General features: G+C 67.0%; 12 protein-coding genes. 8 read left to right on the top strand and 4 right to left on the bottom strand.

Annotated features, from left to right (window positions below):
- Positions 1–185: 185 nt before the first annotated feature.
- On the bottom strand, positions 186–1733 hold the full coding sequence (locus G8760_RS03735; RefSeq protein ID WP_166346734.1) for a globin domain-containing protein: 1548 nt from the start codon (positions 1731–1733) through the stop codon (positions 186–188).
- 431 nt (positions 1734–2164) lie between these two features.
- Here G8760_RS03735 and G8760_RS03730 point away from each other — a divergent pair, with 431 nt between their 5' ends.
- Together G8760_RS03730 and G8760_RS03725 are read left to right on the top strand one after the other, a co-directional pair.
- On the top strand, positions 2165–2602 hold the full coding sequence (locus tag G8760_RS03730) for an ATP-binding protein (protein WP_166346732.1): 438 nt from the start codon (positions 2165–2167) through the stop codon (positions 2600–2602).
- Between the two features lie 77 nt (positions 2603–2679).
- Complete coding sequence (locus G8760_RS03725; protein WP_207781985.1) at positions 2680–3600, top strand: DUF5926 family protein; 921 nt, start codon at positions 2680–2682, stop codon at positions 3598–3600.
- Positions 3601–3820: 220 nt separating this feature from the next.
- Here the strand turns inward: G8760_RS03725 and G8760_RS03720 are convergent, their stop codons facing one another.
- On the bottom strand, positions 3821–5041 hold the full coding sequence (locus tag G8760_RS03720) for an arginine deiminase (protein ID WP_207781984.1): 1221 nt from the start codon (positions 5039–5041) through the stop codon (positions 3821–3823).
- A gap of 63 nt (positions 5042–5104) precedes the next feature.
- Here G8760_RS03720 and G8760_RS03715 point away from each other — a divergent pair, with 63 nt between their 5' ends.
- Positions 5105–5854 carry a glycosyltransferase family 2 protein gene (locus G8760_RS03715; RefSeq protein WP_166346726.1) on the top strand — a complete coding sequence of 250 codons (750 nt, stop codon included), beginning with the start codon at positions 5105–5107 and terminating at the stop codon, positions 5852–5854.
- 31 nt (positions 5855–5885) lie between these two features.
- On the opposite strand, the gene G8760_RS03710 is transcribed toward G8760_RS03715, so the two are convergent.
- Positions 5886–8198, bottom strand: coding sequence for a hypothetical protein (locus tag G8760_RS03710; RefSeq protein ID WP_166346723.1), 2313 nt, complete (start codon positions 8196–8198; stop codon positions 5886–5888).
- A gap of 409 nt (positions 8199–8607) precedes the next feature.
- Here G8760_RS03710 and G8760_RS03705 point away from each other — a divergent pair, with 409 nt between their 5' ends.
- The 4 genes from G8760_RS03705 to G8760_RS03690 are packed head-to-tail and all read left to right on the top strand — an operon-like array spanning position 8608 to position 10668.
- Positions 8608–8964, top strand: coding sequence for an ArsR/SmtB family transcription factor (locus G8760_RS03705; protein ID WP_166346720.1), 357 nt, complete (start codon positions 8608–8610; stop codon positions 8962–8964).
- Positions 8961–9446 carry an SRPBCC family protein gene (locus G8760_RS03700; protein ID WP_166346717.1) on the top strand — a complete coding sequence of 162 codons (486 nt, stop codon included), beginning with the start codon at positions 8961–8963 and terminating at the stop codon, positions 9444–9446. The genes G8760_RS03705 and G8760_RS03700 overlap by 4 nt, the downstream gene beginning before the upstream one ends.
- 40 nt (positions 9447–9486) lie before the next feature.
- The gene (locus G8760_RS03695) at positions 9487–9897 is read left to right on the top strand and encodes a VOC family protein (protein ID WP_166348048.1); all 411 of its coding nucleotides are present in this window, start codon (positions 9487–9489) and stop codon (positions 9895–9897) included.
- A 9-nt stretch (positions 9898–9906) separates the two neighbouring features.
- The gene (locus tag G8760_RS03690; RefSeq protein WP_166346714.1) at positions 9907–10668 is read left to right on the top strand and encodes a DNA alkylation repair protein; all 762 of its coding nucleotides are present in this window, start codon (positions 9907–9909) and stop codon (positions 10666–10668) included.
- A gap of 66 nt (positions 10669–10734) precedes the next feature.
- On the opposite strand, the gene G8760_RS03685 is transcribed toward G8760_RS03690, so the two are convergent.
- The gene (locus G8760_RS03685; protein WP_166346711.1) at positions 10735–12594 is read right to left on the bottom strand and encodes an acyl-CoA dehydrogenase; all 1860 of its coding nucleotides are present in this window, start codon (positions 12592–12594) and stop codon (positions 10735–10737) included.
- A 189-nt stretch (positions 12595–12783) separates the two neighbouring features.
- Between G8760_RS03685 and G8760_RS03680 the strand changes: the two genes are divergently transcribed.
- Entirely contained in the window at positions 12784–15795 is a 3012-nt protein-coding gene (locus G8760_RS03680) for a hypothetical protein (protein WP_166346708.1), read from the top strand.
- Positions 15796–15888: the final 93 nt, after the last annotated feature.

Raw genomic sequence — 15888 nt, 5'->3', positions numbered from 1 at the left:
CGTGTCATGGCACGGGTAAGTGTTCATGATCACTGGGGGAGGTGACCGTTCTACCAGCGTCTAGGGCTTTCTAGTGCCGTTAGTAGATTCCCCTAGATGTTGTTATGCCGCCCTACTTCGGTGGCACAAGGGGCCCAGGCGCCCAGACCCACGGGCCCATGAACGGGAGCAACAACCGGTTTATCTCACCAGGTTCCGTAGTCGTCGCAGACGATCTGCCCCTCCGGGATCTGCTGCTCGCGCAGCCGAGTCAGCGCCGCCTGCACCATGGGGGTAGGTCCGGCGAGATAGACGTCGTGCTGACGCCAATCTCCGTACGCCGACACGATATTGCCCATAAGATCCGGGCTACGATCCTCGGGCCCTTCGGGTGAGACGACGGGGACGACGGTCAGCCGCCGATAACGCACCCCGATCGATTCCAGGTGTGGCAGCGCGTAGAGACTGTCGCGATCTCGCCCGGCGTAAAAGACGTGCACACGGCGGCCATCCAAGCGTTGCTCCAACTCCTGGAGCCCCGCCAGGATGGGGGCGATCCCGACCCCTCCGGCGATGCACAACAGGTCGCGTTCCGACCGCGGATTGGCGAGGTCGTAGCCCTGGGGTGCCCCGAGGCGCAGGACATCACCGGCCTCGGTGCGCCATACCAGCGCGCTGCTCACCCATCCCGCACCAACCGCACGGACGTGGAACTCCACCAGGCCGTCATCACGTGGTGCTGACGCCAACGACAGCGCTCGCCACATCTTCGGCCGGCGCGGTGACATGACGTAGCAGTACTGACCCGGTCGGTACGGAAAATCGGTGTGCGGGCGGGCCTGGATGATGGCGAGATCGTCCAGCAGCCTGCGGTGGAAGACGACCTCGGCGTCCCACCAGGCCGGCCACATCACGGCGTCGCGTTCAGCGCTCCCCGTCATGATCATGGCCATGGTGTCGTACGCCTGGATCCACGCCTTCTCGTGTCGCCTGGTCCATTGCTCACCCAGCTCCTGCCGGAACGCGAGCACCAGGGCCGAGCCCAAGGGTGCGTAGTGCTCGGTGATCACACCGAACTTCCGGTGGTCACGGCCGAGCCCCGCGAGGAATGCCTCGAGGTCTTCCTGGCTGTCGGCGCTGCCCACGACCCGGATCAACGCTGTGACCAGCCGGCTACGCTGCGCCTCCATCCCGGCGGGAAAAAGCTCGCGCAGCTCCGGCTGACTGGCGAAGAGGTTGGAGTAGAAGCGTTGCGCCAGCTGATCGTGGCGGCCATCGGCCATGTCGATGGTCTCGCGCAGGGCAACGGTATCGAACCCGAACGGCCCAGTCCGGACCTGCTGAGGAGCGGCCTGAGCGACCACAACGGAGGATCCCGGGGCCTCTCCTGACGTTCCTGACTCCGGGTCAGCCGGTGGCTCGGCTTCGTCCGATGCCGCTCCAGCTCCCGCAACGTCGGCACTCATCAGTGCTGATCCCGCCGGTTCATGGCTTGCGCCGTTGGTGTTCGATTCCATCCACCGCACATGATCGACGCCGTTGTGCCCGGTATGCCCCGGGGCGACGCCACCACCGCGCGCTGGCGCGGGGACGTTGCCGTTGGTTGTCGGCTCAGTGCGCGGCTCCGGAGCGGCGGCAGGCTGGTTGACATCAGGCACGGCCTCTCCGGCCATCCCCTCCTCCGCGGTGTCGCCCACCTGGCGTCCTGCGGTGCCCCGCCGCTTCGCTGCCCGGGAGTGAGTCCACATCGTCATCCTCTCCGCCCCGTGCTAAACCTAGCGTCCCAACCCCTAGTTACGTAAGGATGCAACAGTGCCCGCGGGACATATGTAGGCGAGGAGGGCATCGTGGGTAGACGATCGGCGTCCTCCACGGGCCGCTAAAGTGCCTGGATTACCAGGGGAATGGGTAGTTCGAGAGCGTTGCATAGGCGCGTCGGGGGCGTCGCCGAGCCGTCGCAATTCAATCGGTGACATCTCACCATTCGGACAACATAACTCCGACACTTCGCGCAAAGTGGCCTTAATCACCTTTTAAGTCACACTTCTCGAATATCTCCACGGACAGGCATGAAGATGCGCCCGCGCGGACGACACAGACAGCCCTCGATGTTTGGCTGACCCGAATTGCGGGCACCAATGCTGTCGGGCGTCACGTACCGTGGTTACGCCGGAGGGAGGACACGATGGCACAAGCCGCGGCCGTACAGCGGTCGGCAACGGCGGGCGACACTCGCGCCCTGGAGCTACCCAACGCCATCAGCAGTGTCCCTACCGCGCGCCATGCAGTCGCTCATGATCTCCATTCGGCCGGCTTGGCGGCCACCCTGGTCGACAGCGTCCTCGTGGTGGTCACGGAACTAGTGTCCAACGCCCTCCAGCACGCGCGGCCGGTCCGGCTCACCGAGAGCCACGAAGGTGTACTGCTGCGCTGGACCGTGGTGAACCGGCATGTGCTCATCGATGTCACCGACGGCGGCGGAACCGGCCAACCACAGCTTCAACACGCCACGCCAGCCGCACCGCAGGGTCGCGGCCTGGCCATGGTCGAGGCGTTGGCCAGTCACTGGTCGGTCCGGACCGACAACGGTCGAGTCACCGTCCAAGCCGTTGTAGGGCCGTAGCCGACCCGAGGCCCGCGCCGGGGATCAGCTGGGTGCCGCACCTGCGGGCGATCCCACACAGCCGCTACGCTCGACGGGTGAGCACCAGCGTAGAGATTCCCGTCGTCGGGCCCCGCGAGCCCTGTCCCTGTGGGTCCGGAAAGCGCTACAAGATCTGTCACGGCAAGAAGGCACGCACCGTGGACCGGCAGTACGTGACCCGGCCGTTCCGTGGCCTGCCCGGCGAGTGCGACTGGGTGGCGTTGCGCGAGATCATCTCGGCGGCCACCGTCCCCGTCCAGCTGACGGGCGATCACTCGGAGCGCGATGTCCTCGTCGCCACCATCCTGCCGGGTGCGACGCCTGCCCTCGTCCGCGAGAACGGACAGATCCTGATCGGCCTGCAGACCGTCGGCTCCACCGGCGACCCCAGCGCCGACCTCGGCCATGCCCTCCACACCGCCCTCGACACCACACCAGGCGAGGCGGTCACGCCGGGTGTGCGCTCGCCCGACGCCCCCCGGCTCCAAGACCTGCTGGCCGCGGACGCACCGTTCGACGTCACCGTGCACAACGGCTTCGACTTCTGGCTAGACCCGGATTCCGAGCCCACCGCACAACAACGCTCGATGCTGGAGAACGCCAACGAGGCCGCTGTGCCGGCCGCCCGCCTGGAGTCTGCCGAGGCGGCCTACTGGTGCAAACTCGGCGACCGCGACCAAGTCAGGTGGGTACAGCCGTACGACGAGGAGCCCCTGTTGGACGGGCTGGCCCGGCTTCACGTCCGTGGTACCGACACGCTCGGCCCCGACACCCGGCTGCTCGGCACGTTCCGCGCCCACGGCCTACTCGTGCCGGTGTGGGATCTCGTCGAGGGAACCACCGCCGATGAGGTGGAGGAACCGGTCGGCGCCTTGCAGGCGCGGATCGCCGAGGCCGTGGCCGACAACGCACCGCTGACCGGAGCGGAGCGGAGAGCACGGGCCGGATTGGCCAACCGTCAAATCACCATCCGCTGAGTCCCGACCAACACGGCGGTGCCAGTGCCAAGGAGCCCCATCACCGGCACTGGCACCGCGGCGCTTCGGGCCGAAGTTACTTCCGGCGCGATGGCACCGGATACGAAGAAACCCCGGTCACACATGACGGGGGAACACGTGCGACCGGGGCTTGCTCAAGATTACATTCTCTGGGCGTGATGCGTCATTTGCCGTGACAAGTTTTTTCGTCACGGCGTTCTCAGCCGTGACCGGGGGCTACCTTATGTAGTGACTCCCGCACAATCGGGCAGGACATACACCGCGGCCCACCGCGACCCGTCCCCAATTCGCTGCCCGGGATGCGCAATACTTCGATTCCGGCCGCCTCTAGCCGCACGTTCGTCTCGACGTTGCGCTCGTAGGCCACCGCGAGTCTCGGAGCAATCGCGAGGGTGTTGTTCCCGTCGTCCCACTGCTCACGTTCGGCCGTCACGGGATCGAGTCCGGTGTCGATGATCCGCAGCTCGTCGATCCCCATCGCCTCGGCTGCGACCTCGACGAACGGCGCCGGTGCACGCACCACCAGCTCGCCGTCCACCATCCGCAGGGCAAAAGCCCGCAGCTCGTCCGCAACGTTCGGATACATCACCACGGCGTCGGTGTCCACCATGGTGCACACGGTGTCGAGGTGCATGGTTGCTCGGTCTTGCGCGACCGGTACCGCCAGCACCGTATGCGCAAGCCCACGACCCACGACGTTGCGCGCCAGGCGCTCCACGCCGGCCGGGGTGGTGCGTTCCCCGGTGCCGACGGCCACCACACCCGGCGCAAGAAGCAGGACGTCGCCGCCCTCAAGTGTTTCCAACCGCGACGAATAGATCGATTCCACCCCCGCGAACCGGGGATGATGATCATAGATCGCGGCCATCACGCTGGTTTCCCGACGCCGGGCCGGCATTGCGAGACTACAGACCGCTACCCGGCTCCCGACCCACACACTCGAGTCACGGGTAAACAAAAGGTTTGGTAACGGGTCGATGACGAAGTCATTACGGTTCATGAGCGCGAAACCGAGCCCGCGGCCGGCACCGAATTCCTCATGGGCCAATCCCGCGATCAACGTGTAGGCAAGATCCTCCGGATGGAGCCCGTCGAGGTGTGACCGCAGCGCATCCCGCAGGGCATCCCCGAGGCGCGGGTCGGTCAGCACTGCGTCGATGCACCACGAACGTGCCGCATCGATCTCAAGTGTCCGCACCAGCAGGTCACGGAGATAGAGCACCTCCACGCCGTGATCACGCAGAACCTGGGCGAAGACGTCGTGCTCCTCCTGGGCTCGCCCGACCCAAGGGATGCCGTCGAAGAGCAGCGCGTCGTTGTTGCGCGGCGTAAGCCGCGCCAGCTCCGGCCCTGGCCGGTGCAGGAGTACGGTCCGTAGCCGGCCGACCTCGGAATCAACGCCTGTGCTGGTGGTATCCATCGACGACGAGACTACGTGACCGCCCGTCATGGAGCTCGGATGCGACGTCAATAGAGTAGGGGCATGAGTCAGACCCCGGTCGATGTCGCGATCATCATTCCCGCCAAGGACGAACACGTCCGGATCGGCGCCACCGTCGCCGCGGCGCGCCAGATCGACGCCGCCGACCTCGTCATCGTCGTCGACGACGGCTCCACCGACCGCACGGCGGCGGCCGCATCCGACGCCGGCGCGACGGTGATCCGGCATGCTCGCAACCGAGGCAAGGCATCAGCTATGGAGACCGGAGCGGCCGCGGTCACGGCCATCGAATCGCGAGAGCCGGACCGCTCGGCGCCACGAGCCCTGCTGTTCGTCGACGCCGACCTCGAAGACAGCGCGGCCAAAACCGCGGCCCTGGTCGATCCAGTGCTGACCGGGACAGCGGACATGACCATCGCGGTCCTCCCCGCCCAAAGCAGCGCCGGTGGTGGCCGAGGGTTCGTCGTCGACCTCTCCCGGCAAGGCATCGAACGAGCCACCGGTTGGACACCTCGCCAGCCGCTGTCCGGTCAACGGTGTCTCACCCGGGCCGCCTTCGACGCCGCCGTGCCACTGGCGCCAGGCTGGGGTGTCGAGACCGGCCTGACCATCGACCTCCTGCGGCAGGGGTACCGGGTGCTCGAGGTGGACGTCGACCTCCATCACCGCGTCACGGGATCCGACTGGAAGGCCCAGGTCCACCGAGGGCGGCAGTACTCCGGCGTTTTGCGCGCCCTCGTGACGCGCGGGGTCCGCCCCAGCCCGCCGGCTCAGTTGAGACGTCGCGGCTGAACCTGCCCCGGCCGGCCCGCGACAAAACCGGTCAACCCGGGCGGTTCGCGCTCGCCAACTGTGGACCTGAGGCGCCCGTGGCGGGCATGCCGGCTTCGGCCTGACGACTGGCCGCGGCGATCGCCGACACCACCAGCGGTATCCCCGTGGTCAACAACAGTCCGGGAATGATGATGCCGGAGTCGTTGGCCGCGAAGCCGGCCGCTCCTGCCATGAGACCGGCCCAGACGAGGTAGATCATCGTCGGCCAGCGATGTAATGCTTCGCGTACGCCCCCCACCCCTGACCGGGAGGTCAGCCACAAGATGGCGGCATAAGCGATCGGCACCGACCAGGCGTAATACGGCAACCGGCTCAGAGTGCCGAAAGATGCCCCAATCTTGCGCCAGATCACCGTCAGCGCCTCTCCGGAGACGAGGTCGTCGAAGAAACCACCAAAATGTGTCCGGGCGCCAGCCGGACGCAACCAGTCCAGCCAGGCGATCAGCAGGAACACAGCCAACGCCGCCAGCCCTGCACCGATCAGTTTGATGATCGTTAGGCGCGTGCCAAACACCCCGATGACCAGCACGGCGAAGCCGGGGATCGCGGCGAGGATACCGCCGACGTCGGCCCCCGCTTGGGGGGCGCCGGTGACGAGGGTCGCCACGAGCCCTATGGCCGCGGTCACCATCCCGGTCGAACGGCGGGACACCCCGCGGTCGATCATCCATTGCGCGAGCGCCGCCGCCGCTACCAGGCAAGCCGCGATGAAGATCGCGAACGGGATATTGCCGAGGCCATAGAACCGGCCAGCGACAACCGGCGACAGGCCCAGCAGGCTCAACTGCTGCAGGTTGGAGCCGGTGGACACGTCGACGGCCATAACCACTGCCGTGACCCCGCCGAGGAAGCCCGCGGGCCCGTAGATCCGGCGCCGCCACGGCCCCGTCATCGCCATCGTGGTGAGCACCACCGAGATGGCCACGATGATGGACCACAGATAGAGCGCGGGGCGGTCCGACCGAGCCCAGGGGGCGATGTTGGCCAAGTAGGAGGCCACCGGGAACGATGCGATGGCGATTGCGACGACATGCACGGCTCGCAGCACCACCGGACGTGTGCCGGGGCGCAGCCACATCGCCAGCATCGCTAATCCGAACACGATCAGCTGCACGATGCCGAGCAGTTGAAAGAACGGCCCGGACTGGGTCCGATAGATCTGAGCCGCCTGATTGGTGCTTAACAGCTCCGCTACGGTCTCTCCGGCCTGAGCTGGATGGGTACCAGCCGCCTGCCAAGGGCGGCCCACCGTGCCCTGCGTCGGTTCGTCCAGGCCGGCGTAATCGAGCAGCGTCGAGGCGAGGTCGGTCAACTGGACGATGCCGGACCAGCGCGTCGAGGCCGACGTTAGCCAGCGCGGCCCGAACTCGTCGCCGGCTGTCGTCAAGCCACTCGCGGCCGCGACACGCAGCGCCGAGCTGCCGATCCGAGACGGGTCGTTGTGCAGCGGAATGGCCGTCGGGCCGCTGTCCGAGACCCCGACCACCAGCAGTGTTGTGCCGTCCGGAAGATCATCCCGCACCTGCGCGAGGAGATCGTCGATGCCGGTGGCAACTTGCCGTCGGTGCTCGAGCGCGGTAGTGCGCTCTTCCTCATCGCTGCCGGCCCTGGCCGGGGGCGGCATGGCTCCGAGGTCGATGACCGTCACAGGGCATTCGGCGAGCACCGACGCGTCGACCTCGGCCGGGTTGGACCGGTACGAGCCAACGTGGCCGGAGGTGTCAGCCAACGCCAGGGCCGCCCCTGGGCCGACGGCCGTGGCGCACACCCCGCGCTCGGCCAACCGCTCACCAACCAGGCCGAGGGTGGGGTTATAGGCGTGGTTCTCCTGCTCCTCCACGTAAGCGACCCACCCTGGGATGGTCGCCCCGCCGTTGTCGTCCAACGCTGGTGATGGTGCCGGGCGACAGTAGCGATCCGGGCGGCCGTCGCCGTCGGAGTCGATGAGATCGGTGGAGCGCCGTCCGGAGCTCACGGTCAGCCAGCCGTCCACCGCACACGTGCGAGAACGGATGGTCCGGGCGGTCAGCGAGGCGACGGCGTCCTGCCCGGCCATCTCGTGAAGGGTGGGCATGTCCTCCGGGGTGACGTCTTCCCAGGCCAGGCCCGCGACGCCGGCGAGAACGACGTTGGGGCGTTGGGTTTCCTCAGACGCGGAGCTGGTGGCCGGCCCGGCGCTGCCGGTCGGTCGTTCGGTCGGGCTCTCGGTCGGAGGCGACCCGACGGTGTCGGCCACGGCCACACCTCCGGGCACGCTGACGCCCAGGATGGCGATCAGCGCCGCCAACCCTATTCGCCGCACCCGGCGTCGGTGGGGTTCCGCCGCCGGACGGCAGCTTCCGCCGACGGACCGTATCCGCGTCATCGCCCAGGACTCACTTCCCCGATCCACACCGGCGGCTGACATCGTAAACACGCCGGCATCACGCTGTCAGATGTTCCCACACCCTGGTCACACAGCGCGCACAACCCATACATCCGAGACCGAGCCGCGATCGCCCGGACGAGGCGGCTCGATCCGGTTTCCACGGGATCGTCTGATCCGTCCCAGCCCAGATTCATGATCTCTGGCCGATAACGTGCGCGGACCGACGTGGGTTCCCGAGGTCGCCACGAGCCGGGTTGACAGACACACAACCCACCCGATAAAAACTAAAGAGTTATAAAACCATCTAGTTATCAACGCTGGCTATAACCATCGGGAGTCGCACGTGACCGGAACAGACGTCCTTGACGCCACGTTTGCGGCGCTAGCCGACCCCACCAGGCGGGCCATCCTGCACCGACTGGCCGCGGGCGAAGCGACCGTCACCGAACTCGCCCAGCCGTTCGCTATGAGCCAGCCGGCCGTGTCCAAACACCTCAAGGTCCTGGAGCGGGCCGGGCTGGTCACTCGCGGCCGCAGCGCACAGCGTCGTCCTTGCCGGCTGAACGCACGCCCCCTACAGGAGGCGACGCGGTGGCTGGAGAACTACCGCGCCTACTGGGAGGAGAGCTACCAGCGCCTAGACGCCCTACTCGACGAACTGACGAGCCGGGACAAGCCCAGCTTTGGAGGGCCACCATGACGGCTCATCCCGAGTTGAGCGTCAGCACACCCTCTCCTACCGACATCGTGCTGACCCGCCAGTTCCGTGCTCGGCGAGAACTCGTCTTCGCCGCACTCACGACACCAGAACTGCTCGTGCGCTGGTTCGGCGCGCGCGGCTGGAACCTCGTCGAGTGCACGGTCGACCTTCGGCTCGGGGGCGCCTGGCGGTTCGTCTCCCGCGGCCCGGACGGAGAGCACATGGCGCAAAGCGGCGTTTACCGCCACATCGACGAGCCCAGCGTTCTCTCATACACCGAGGTCTTCGATCACCAGTCCTACCCCGGCCATGCACTCGTCACCCATGTGCTGACAGAGCAGACCGGCACCACCACGCTAAGCAGCACTATTCGATATCCGTCGCCGGAAGCACGCGAGCGTGTCCTCCGGTACCCCATGGCCCGGGGCGTCAGCGACTCTTACCTCCGACTCGATGCCGTACTGGCCGATTCAGGGCACTAATGTGCCGCGCCTGACAGAACAACCAACGAGAGGACTCATGATGAAGTGGACACTCGAGGTCGTCGTCGTCCCTGTCGCCGATATCGACCGGGCCAAGGCGTTCTACGCCGACCAGGTCGGGTTCACCGTCGACCACGACACCGTCATCGACGACAAAACCCGAATCGTGCAGCTCACACCCCCAGGATCCGGCTGCTCGATCGTCATCGGCAAAGGCGCCGTCCCAGACATGCCGCCAGGGTCGTTCAAAGGACTCCAACTCGTCGTCGCCGACATTCACGCGGCCCGAAACACACTGATCAACCGCGGAGTGAAGGTCAGCGAGGTACAGGTGCTGGGCGAGAACCCAGCTCCCGGCGGACACCCATTGGACAACGTCGGTTTCGTCTTCTTCGACGACCCGGACGGCAACAGCTGGGCCGTTCAGCAAATCTCCGCCCGTGGCGCATAGGTCGCCTCGATGGCTCCGGCAGCACCAAACCGTACCGCCACCGAGTTCGTCCGGCGGCTGAAACAGCACCAATCCGATGACGAGCTCCGCAAGATCCAGCGCTACTTCAAGACAGGCCCCGGTGAGTACGCCGAAGGGGACACCTTTCTTGGTGTACGTATGGGCCTCGTCTTCGCCCTGGCGAAAGAGTTCATCGACATGCCGCCGCCGGAGCTGGAAAGGTTGCTGGACCACCAACTCCACGAGGTGCGGGCCGGCGCCCTGAGCATCATGGACAAACAGGGTCGCCGGGCCCGGACCACCGATACCCGGCGCGAGGAACTATACGACCTCTATCTACGCCGCCATGATCGCATCAACAACTGGGACTTGGTCGATCTCGGGGCGCCCTTCGTGGTGGGTCGCTTCCTCGCCGACCGGCCCCGGGACGTCCTCGACGAACTGGCCGGATCCGCGGTTATGTGGGAACGCCGCACCGCCATCGTCAGCACCGCCTACTTCATCCGCCAGGGTGAGGTGGACGACACATTCCGCATCGCCGAGTTGCTGATCGACGACGAGCACGATCTGATCCACAAGGCAGCCGGGGGCTGGGTACGCGCGGCCGGCATCCAGGATCGAGCCCGGCTCCTGGCGTTCCTCGACGCCAACGCTGCCCGGCTGCCACGGGTGTTCCTGCGCTACGCCATGGAACACCTGGACGCCGAGCAGCGCAGCCACTACCGCTCGCTGTCCCTGAGCGCGGCCACCAGACACCAGGGGGTCTCGTAGCCGCGCCCAGGGAGCCGAACCTCGTCGCGCCGGCCCGGGGCCAAGCCGTAGGGGCCCCGGCTGAACTCAGAAGACCGCTTCGGGCAGATCCATGAGGGCATTGTTGGTGCTGTCCAGGATGGCGCGCTCCGCGCTCAGTCGGGGCAACACCTGCCCGCAGAAGAAACGCGCCGCGGCCACCTTGCCTTCGTAGAAGGAACGATCGGCCGGTTTGAGGTCGCCACCCAGCCGTTCCAGCGCCACGGCAGCCTGCCGCAGCAACAGCCACGCCACCACGACGTCACCGGCGGCCAGAAGCAGTCGGGTGGTGTTCTGGCCGACCTTGTACACGTTGCGCGGGTCGCCGCCGTCGCCGCGTGGATCCGCCGACATCAGGAAGCCGAGCATGGTGCCGAGCATTCCCTGCATGTCGTCGAGACCGGTGGCAAGCAGCTCCCGTTCGACCTTGAGCGCGTCACCGCCGGCCTCGGTGGTGAGTAGGGCCTGGATCTGCTGGGCCAGCCATCCGATGGCCTGGCCGTTGTCCTTCACGATCTTGCGGAAGAAGAAGTCTTGCCCCTGAATGGCCGTGGTGCCCTCGTACAGGGTGTCGATCTTGGCGTCGCGGACGTACTGCTCGAGAGGGTAGTCCTGGAGGTATCCGGACCCTCCCAGCGTCTGCAGCGATTCCGAGCCGAGCAGGGTCCACGAACGCTCCGAGCCGTACCCCTTGACGATCGGCAGCAGGAGGTCGTTGACCCGCTCAGCGGTCTCGTCGGTTTCTCCCCGCGCCTCCGCATCCAGCACGGCGTCCTGCATCGTGGCCGTGTAAAGGACCAAGGCACGCATACCTTCGGCGTAGGCCTTCTGGGTCATCAGCGAGCGGCGGACGTCGGGGTGGTGGGTGATGGTGACCCGGGGCGCCGTCTTGTCCGCGGCGCTGGCCAAATCTGGGCCTTGTACACGTTCCTTGGCGAATTCCAGCGCGTTGAGATAACCGGAGGAGAGGGTGGCGATGGCCTTCGTCCCCACCATCATGCGGGCATACTCGATGATCTGGAACATCTGCGCGATACCGTCGTGCACCTCGCCGAGCAGATAACCGACGGCCGGTTCACCGTCGCCGAAGGTCAGCTCACACGTCGACGAGACCTTCAGGCCCATCTTGTGTTCGACGTTGGTGGCGTAGACCCCGTTGCGGTCGCCCAGCTCGCCGGTCTGCGGGTCGAAGCGGTATTTCGGGACAATGAACAATGACAGGCCCTTGGTGCCCGGGCCGCCGACACCTTCCACTCCTGCGGGCCGGGCCAGCACGAGATGGATGATGTTCTCCGCGAGGTCGTGTTCACCGGAGGTGATGAAACGTTTGACGCCCTCGATGTGCCAGGTGCCGTCCTCCTGCGGGTGTGCCCGAGTCCGGCCGGCGCCGACGTCTGAACCGGCATCCGGCTCCGTGAGCACCATCGTCGCGCCCCATTCGCGCTCGACCATGAGCTCGGCGATGCGCTTCTGGTCGTCGGTGCCGTTGCTCCAGACGACGCTGGCGAAGGCCGGGCCCGAGGCATACATCCACACGGCGGCGTTGGACCCGGTGATCATCTCGGCCGCGGCCCAGTAGATCGAGCGCGGCAATGGGGTGCCGCCAAGCCCGGCCGGGAGCGCGAAGCGCCATACCTCGGAGTCGACGAAGGCACGGTAGCTCTTCTTCAGCGACTCCGGCACGGTGACCGTGCGGCTGGTGGCGTCGTACACCGGTGGGTTGCGGTCGGCGTCCGCGTAAGACTCCGCGAGTTCGTCTCGGCTGAGCCGGTCGACCTCGGCCAGGATGCTGCGCACGGTATCCAGGTCGAAATCCTGGTACTGGCCCTGCTCAAGAAGTTCGTCCCGGCCGAGCACCTCGAAGAGGTTGAACTCGATGTCGCGCAGATTGGACTTGTAGTGGCCCATGTTCCCTCCGTCAGCCCGTCCGAGCTTTGTTACTGGCGAGTAACACCATGATGCTACTCGTCGGTAACTTTGCGCAAGTCCGGCACCCAAACCACCACGGACTTGATCGTCGGGGGTCCAGACAGAGATCCTCAAGTGATCGACGGCGCCCACCACACCAGCGCCGCCGGCTCGAACCGAGGGGGCCATGTGGCACGAGACAAGCTTCGACCCGCCGAGCGAGCACTACGTGACGCACTCGACCGCGGCGAAGAAGCCGTCCTCGGCCTCGACATCGACCCCCGAGCCGTGTCCGGCCCGGACGTCTGGCCGGACGACCGCATCGTCCGAGCCGACGTACTCGCCGAGTTTCTGCGCGACGGGACTGCCTCACACGGCGCCGCGGTCCGCCTCACCGGAGTACGCATCACCGGGAACATGCTCTTCCGCTACGGCCGGCTCGGCCGCCCGCTCCGCCTCGACCTGTGCTGGATCGACGAGGTCGTCGGATTCGCGCAGCTCATGGCGGTCGGCATCGAGCTGGTCCGATGCCGCATGCCCAGCCTGCGCACCGAGTCCATCGACGTCGAGGGTGCCTTCACGGTCCGCGACTGCCACCTGGGTGCCGCCGTGATCGCCGACACCCGAGTCAACCGTTCCATGTCCCTCGAGGACAGCCGGATCATCGGTGCCGAACCCCCGGTGCACATGCGCAACCTCACCGTCTGGGGCGATCTGGTCATGGACCGCGCCCGGATCTTCGCCGAACGCGGCCAAGCCGTCTACACCGAACGGCTCGTCGTCGGCGGGCGGTTGGGCCTCGCCGGCATTCGCGCCCGCGGCTCACTCGACCTCACCGGAAACACCACCGTCGACGGACGGGTCGACATGAACCACGCGGTCATCCGCAACCGGGGCGGCGCGGCCGTCAGCGCCACCCGCCTGACCGCCGCGGGCATCCTCGCCGACGGGATACGCTGCACCGGCCGGTTAGACCTGCGGCACGCCACGATCACCGGCACCATCGCCATCAACGACGCCGTGCTGACCTGCCCGAACAGCTATGCCCTGCAAGCCGGGGACGTCGAGGCCGACCGGATCGAACTCGAGCAGGGCACCCGCGTGCTCGGCGGTATCTCCCTACCCCGCAGCGTCATCCGCGACACCGTCGCCATGCGCGACCTCACCGTCGGAGACACCGACGGCCGCGCGATCGTGGCCAGCGGAGCCAGAATCACCAATCTGGTGGCCGACCGTGCCAGATTCGCCGGCCAAGTGGTGTTCGACGAGATGGAGGCAACCTACCTACGGCTGGTCGACACCACAGTGGCCTGGCCCCACGACTCCTGGTCGATTAGTTTGCAGGCGGCCACCATCCGCCGCGAACTGAACTTCGAAGGGCTTCGCAACCAGGGCACGCTGAACATCTACGGCGCCAAGGTGGGTAATGCGCTGCAACTCGGCGGAGCTGTGCTGGACGGCGCCGGCCGCCGAGCCTTGAGCGGATCCCGAGTGACCATCGGTGGCCGGATGACGCTGCGGCCAGACTTCCGCGCCATCGGCGACGTCGACCTTGCCCACGCCGACATCGGCAAAAGCCTCGTCCTGGACGGTGCGCACATCGAGGGAAAGCTCCGCCTGTTCCGCACCCGGGTCCGCAGCGACGTCCTTCTGCGCCACGCTCACATCGAAGGACCCGGCGTCGTCCTCGATGCGATCGGGCTGCAAGTGGACGGCCGGATGACCACCCGAAACCTCGTGTCCAAAGGGGCCGTCCGGCTCACCGCCGCCATCATGGACAGCCTCGTCATGACGGGTGCCCGCCTGGTCAACCCCGAAGGCAACGCCCTGATAGCGTCCCGGATCCGGGTCAGCGGCGACCTCGTCGTCGGCGACGATCCATACTCGTCGAACGCGGGTTCGTTCTGGGCCTCGGGCCGGGCGATCTTCCGAGACGCCGTCGTCGGTGGCGATCTCATCCTGGACGGGAGTGTCCTGCGCACACCCGGCCACCACGCTCTGGACTGCACGGGAATCGACGTCGGCGGCAAGATCTCCCTCAACCGCGCGGAGGTACAAGGCACCGCCGGGCTGGACCAAGCACGGGTCCGCCGCCAGATCATCATCCGCGACGCCAAGTTCACCGGAGAGGGAGTCGATTCCGCCGACGGTCCCGTCGCGTTGAGCGCGCTGAAGACGTCCTCCGACGACCTCCTGGTGGACGGCGGCGAGTTTCACGGCACGGTCCGGCTCACCGGCTCGACGTTCGCCTCCGGCGCCAGCATCCGCGGCGCACGGATGTACGCCTTCGATGGCTCAGCGCTCATCGCCGCCGAGATCACCTGCGGTGTCCTGCGGCTGACCGACCTCCACGTCGAAGGGGTCATCGTGTTGGCCCGCTGTCACATCGCCGGCGATCTCGAATGTCACGGCCTCACCGTCACCGCAGCCTCGCGGCCCCTCATCACCATTCGGCAAGCGGACATCGCGCGACAACTGTCTCTCGACGGTGTGTCGGTGCCGCCGGGAGGCACCGCGTCGGGGCCAATGGACATCGACCTATCGGCGGTGCGAGCCGGCATGGTTGACCTCCCGGCCGGCGAATGCGCCGTCGACTTGCGCGACGCCGAGGTCCGCACCCTGGTGCTCGACCCGTCGGACACCACCACCGTCTTGCTGTCCGGGCTCAGCTTCGACGACCCCGGGGGCGCCGACGTCGAGACCGCGTTGGCCTGGCTACGGCGCGACCCATCCGGCTACCAGCACCAGGCATACCAGCAACTCGCCGCGCACTACCGGCGGATCGGCGACGATGCCGCCGCGCGCACCGTTCTACTGGCGCGGCATCGGCATCGACGAGACCTCCTCCAACGCTCCTTCGGCCACCTGCTGATGAAATGGTGGGGGTACGTCCAGGACGTCATGGTGGGCTACGGCTACCGGCCAGGGCTGGCAGCGGCCTGGTTCGCCGGCCTGCTGGCGTTCGGCACGGCGTTCTTCGCCACCCGCGATCTCGACCCGGTCGAGGTGTGGGCGCACCCCACGTTCAACTCCTTCGGCTACACGTTGGACCTCCTGATTCCCGTGTTCCGCCTCGGCCAGATGTCAGCGTGGGATCCACGGGGGTTCGACCTCGCGGTGGCCTACGGACTGGTCTTCATGGGGGCAGTGCTGGCCACGTCGATCGGGGCGGCGGTCACCCGGGTACTGGGCCGCCGCTGACGGGAGGCTCCCGCCCTCGCGGTTCGTGGTCCACATGGACATTGGTGTTCTCCACCCGGACGCCGGGCGGAGTGGCCCGGCGGACCACGGTGG

Source organism: Phytoactinopolyspora limicola (genome assembly GCF_011320225.1).
Classification (GTDB): domain Bacteria; phylum Actinomycetota; class Actinomycetes; order Jiangellales; family Jiangellaceae; genus Phytoactinopolyspora; species Phytoactinopolyspora limicola.
Note: the sequence above shows the minus strand (reverse complement) of the source record. Positions and strands in the feature narration are given on the sequence as shown.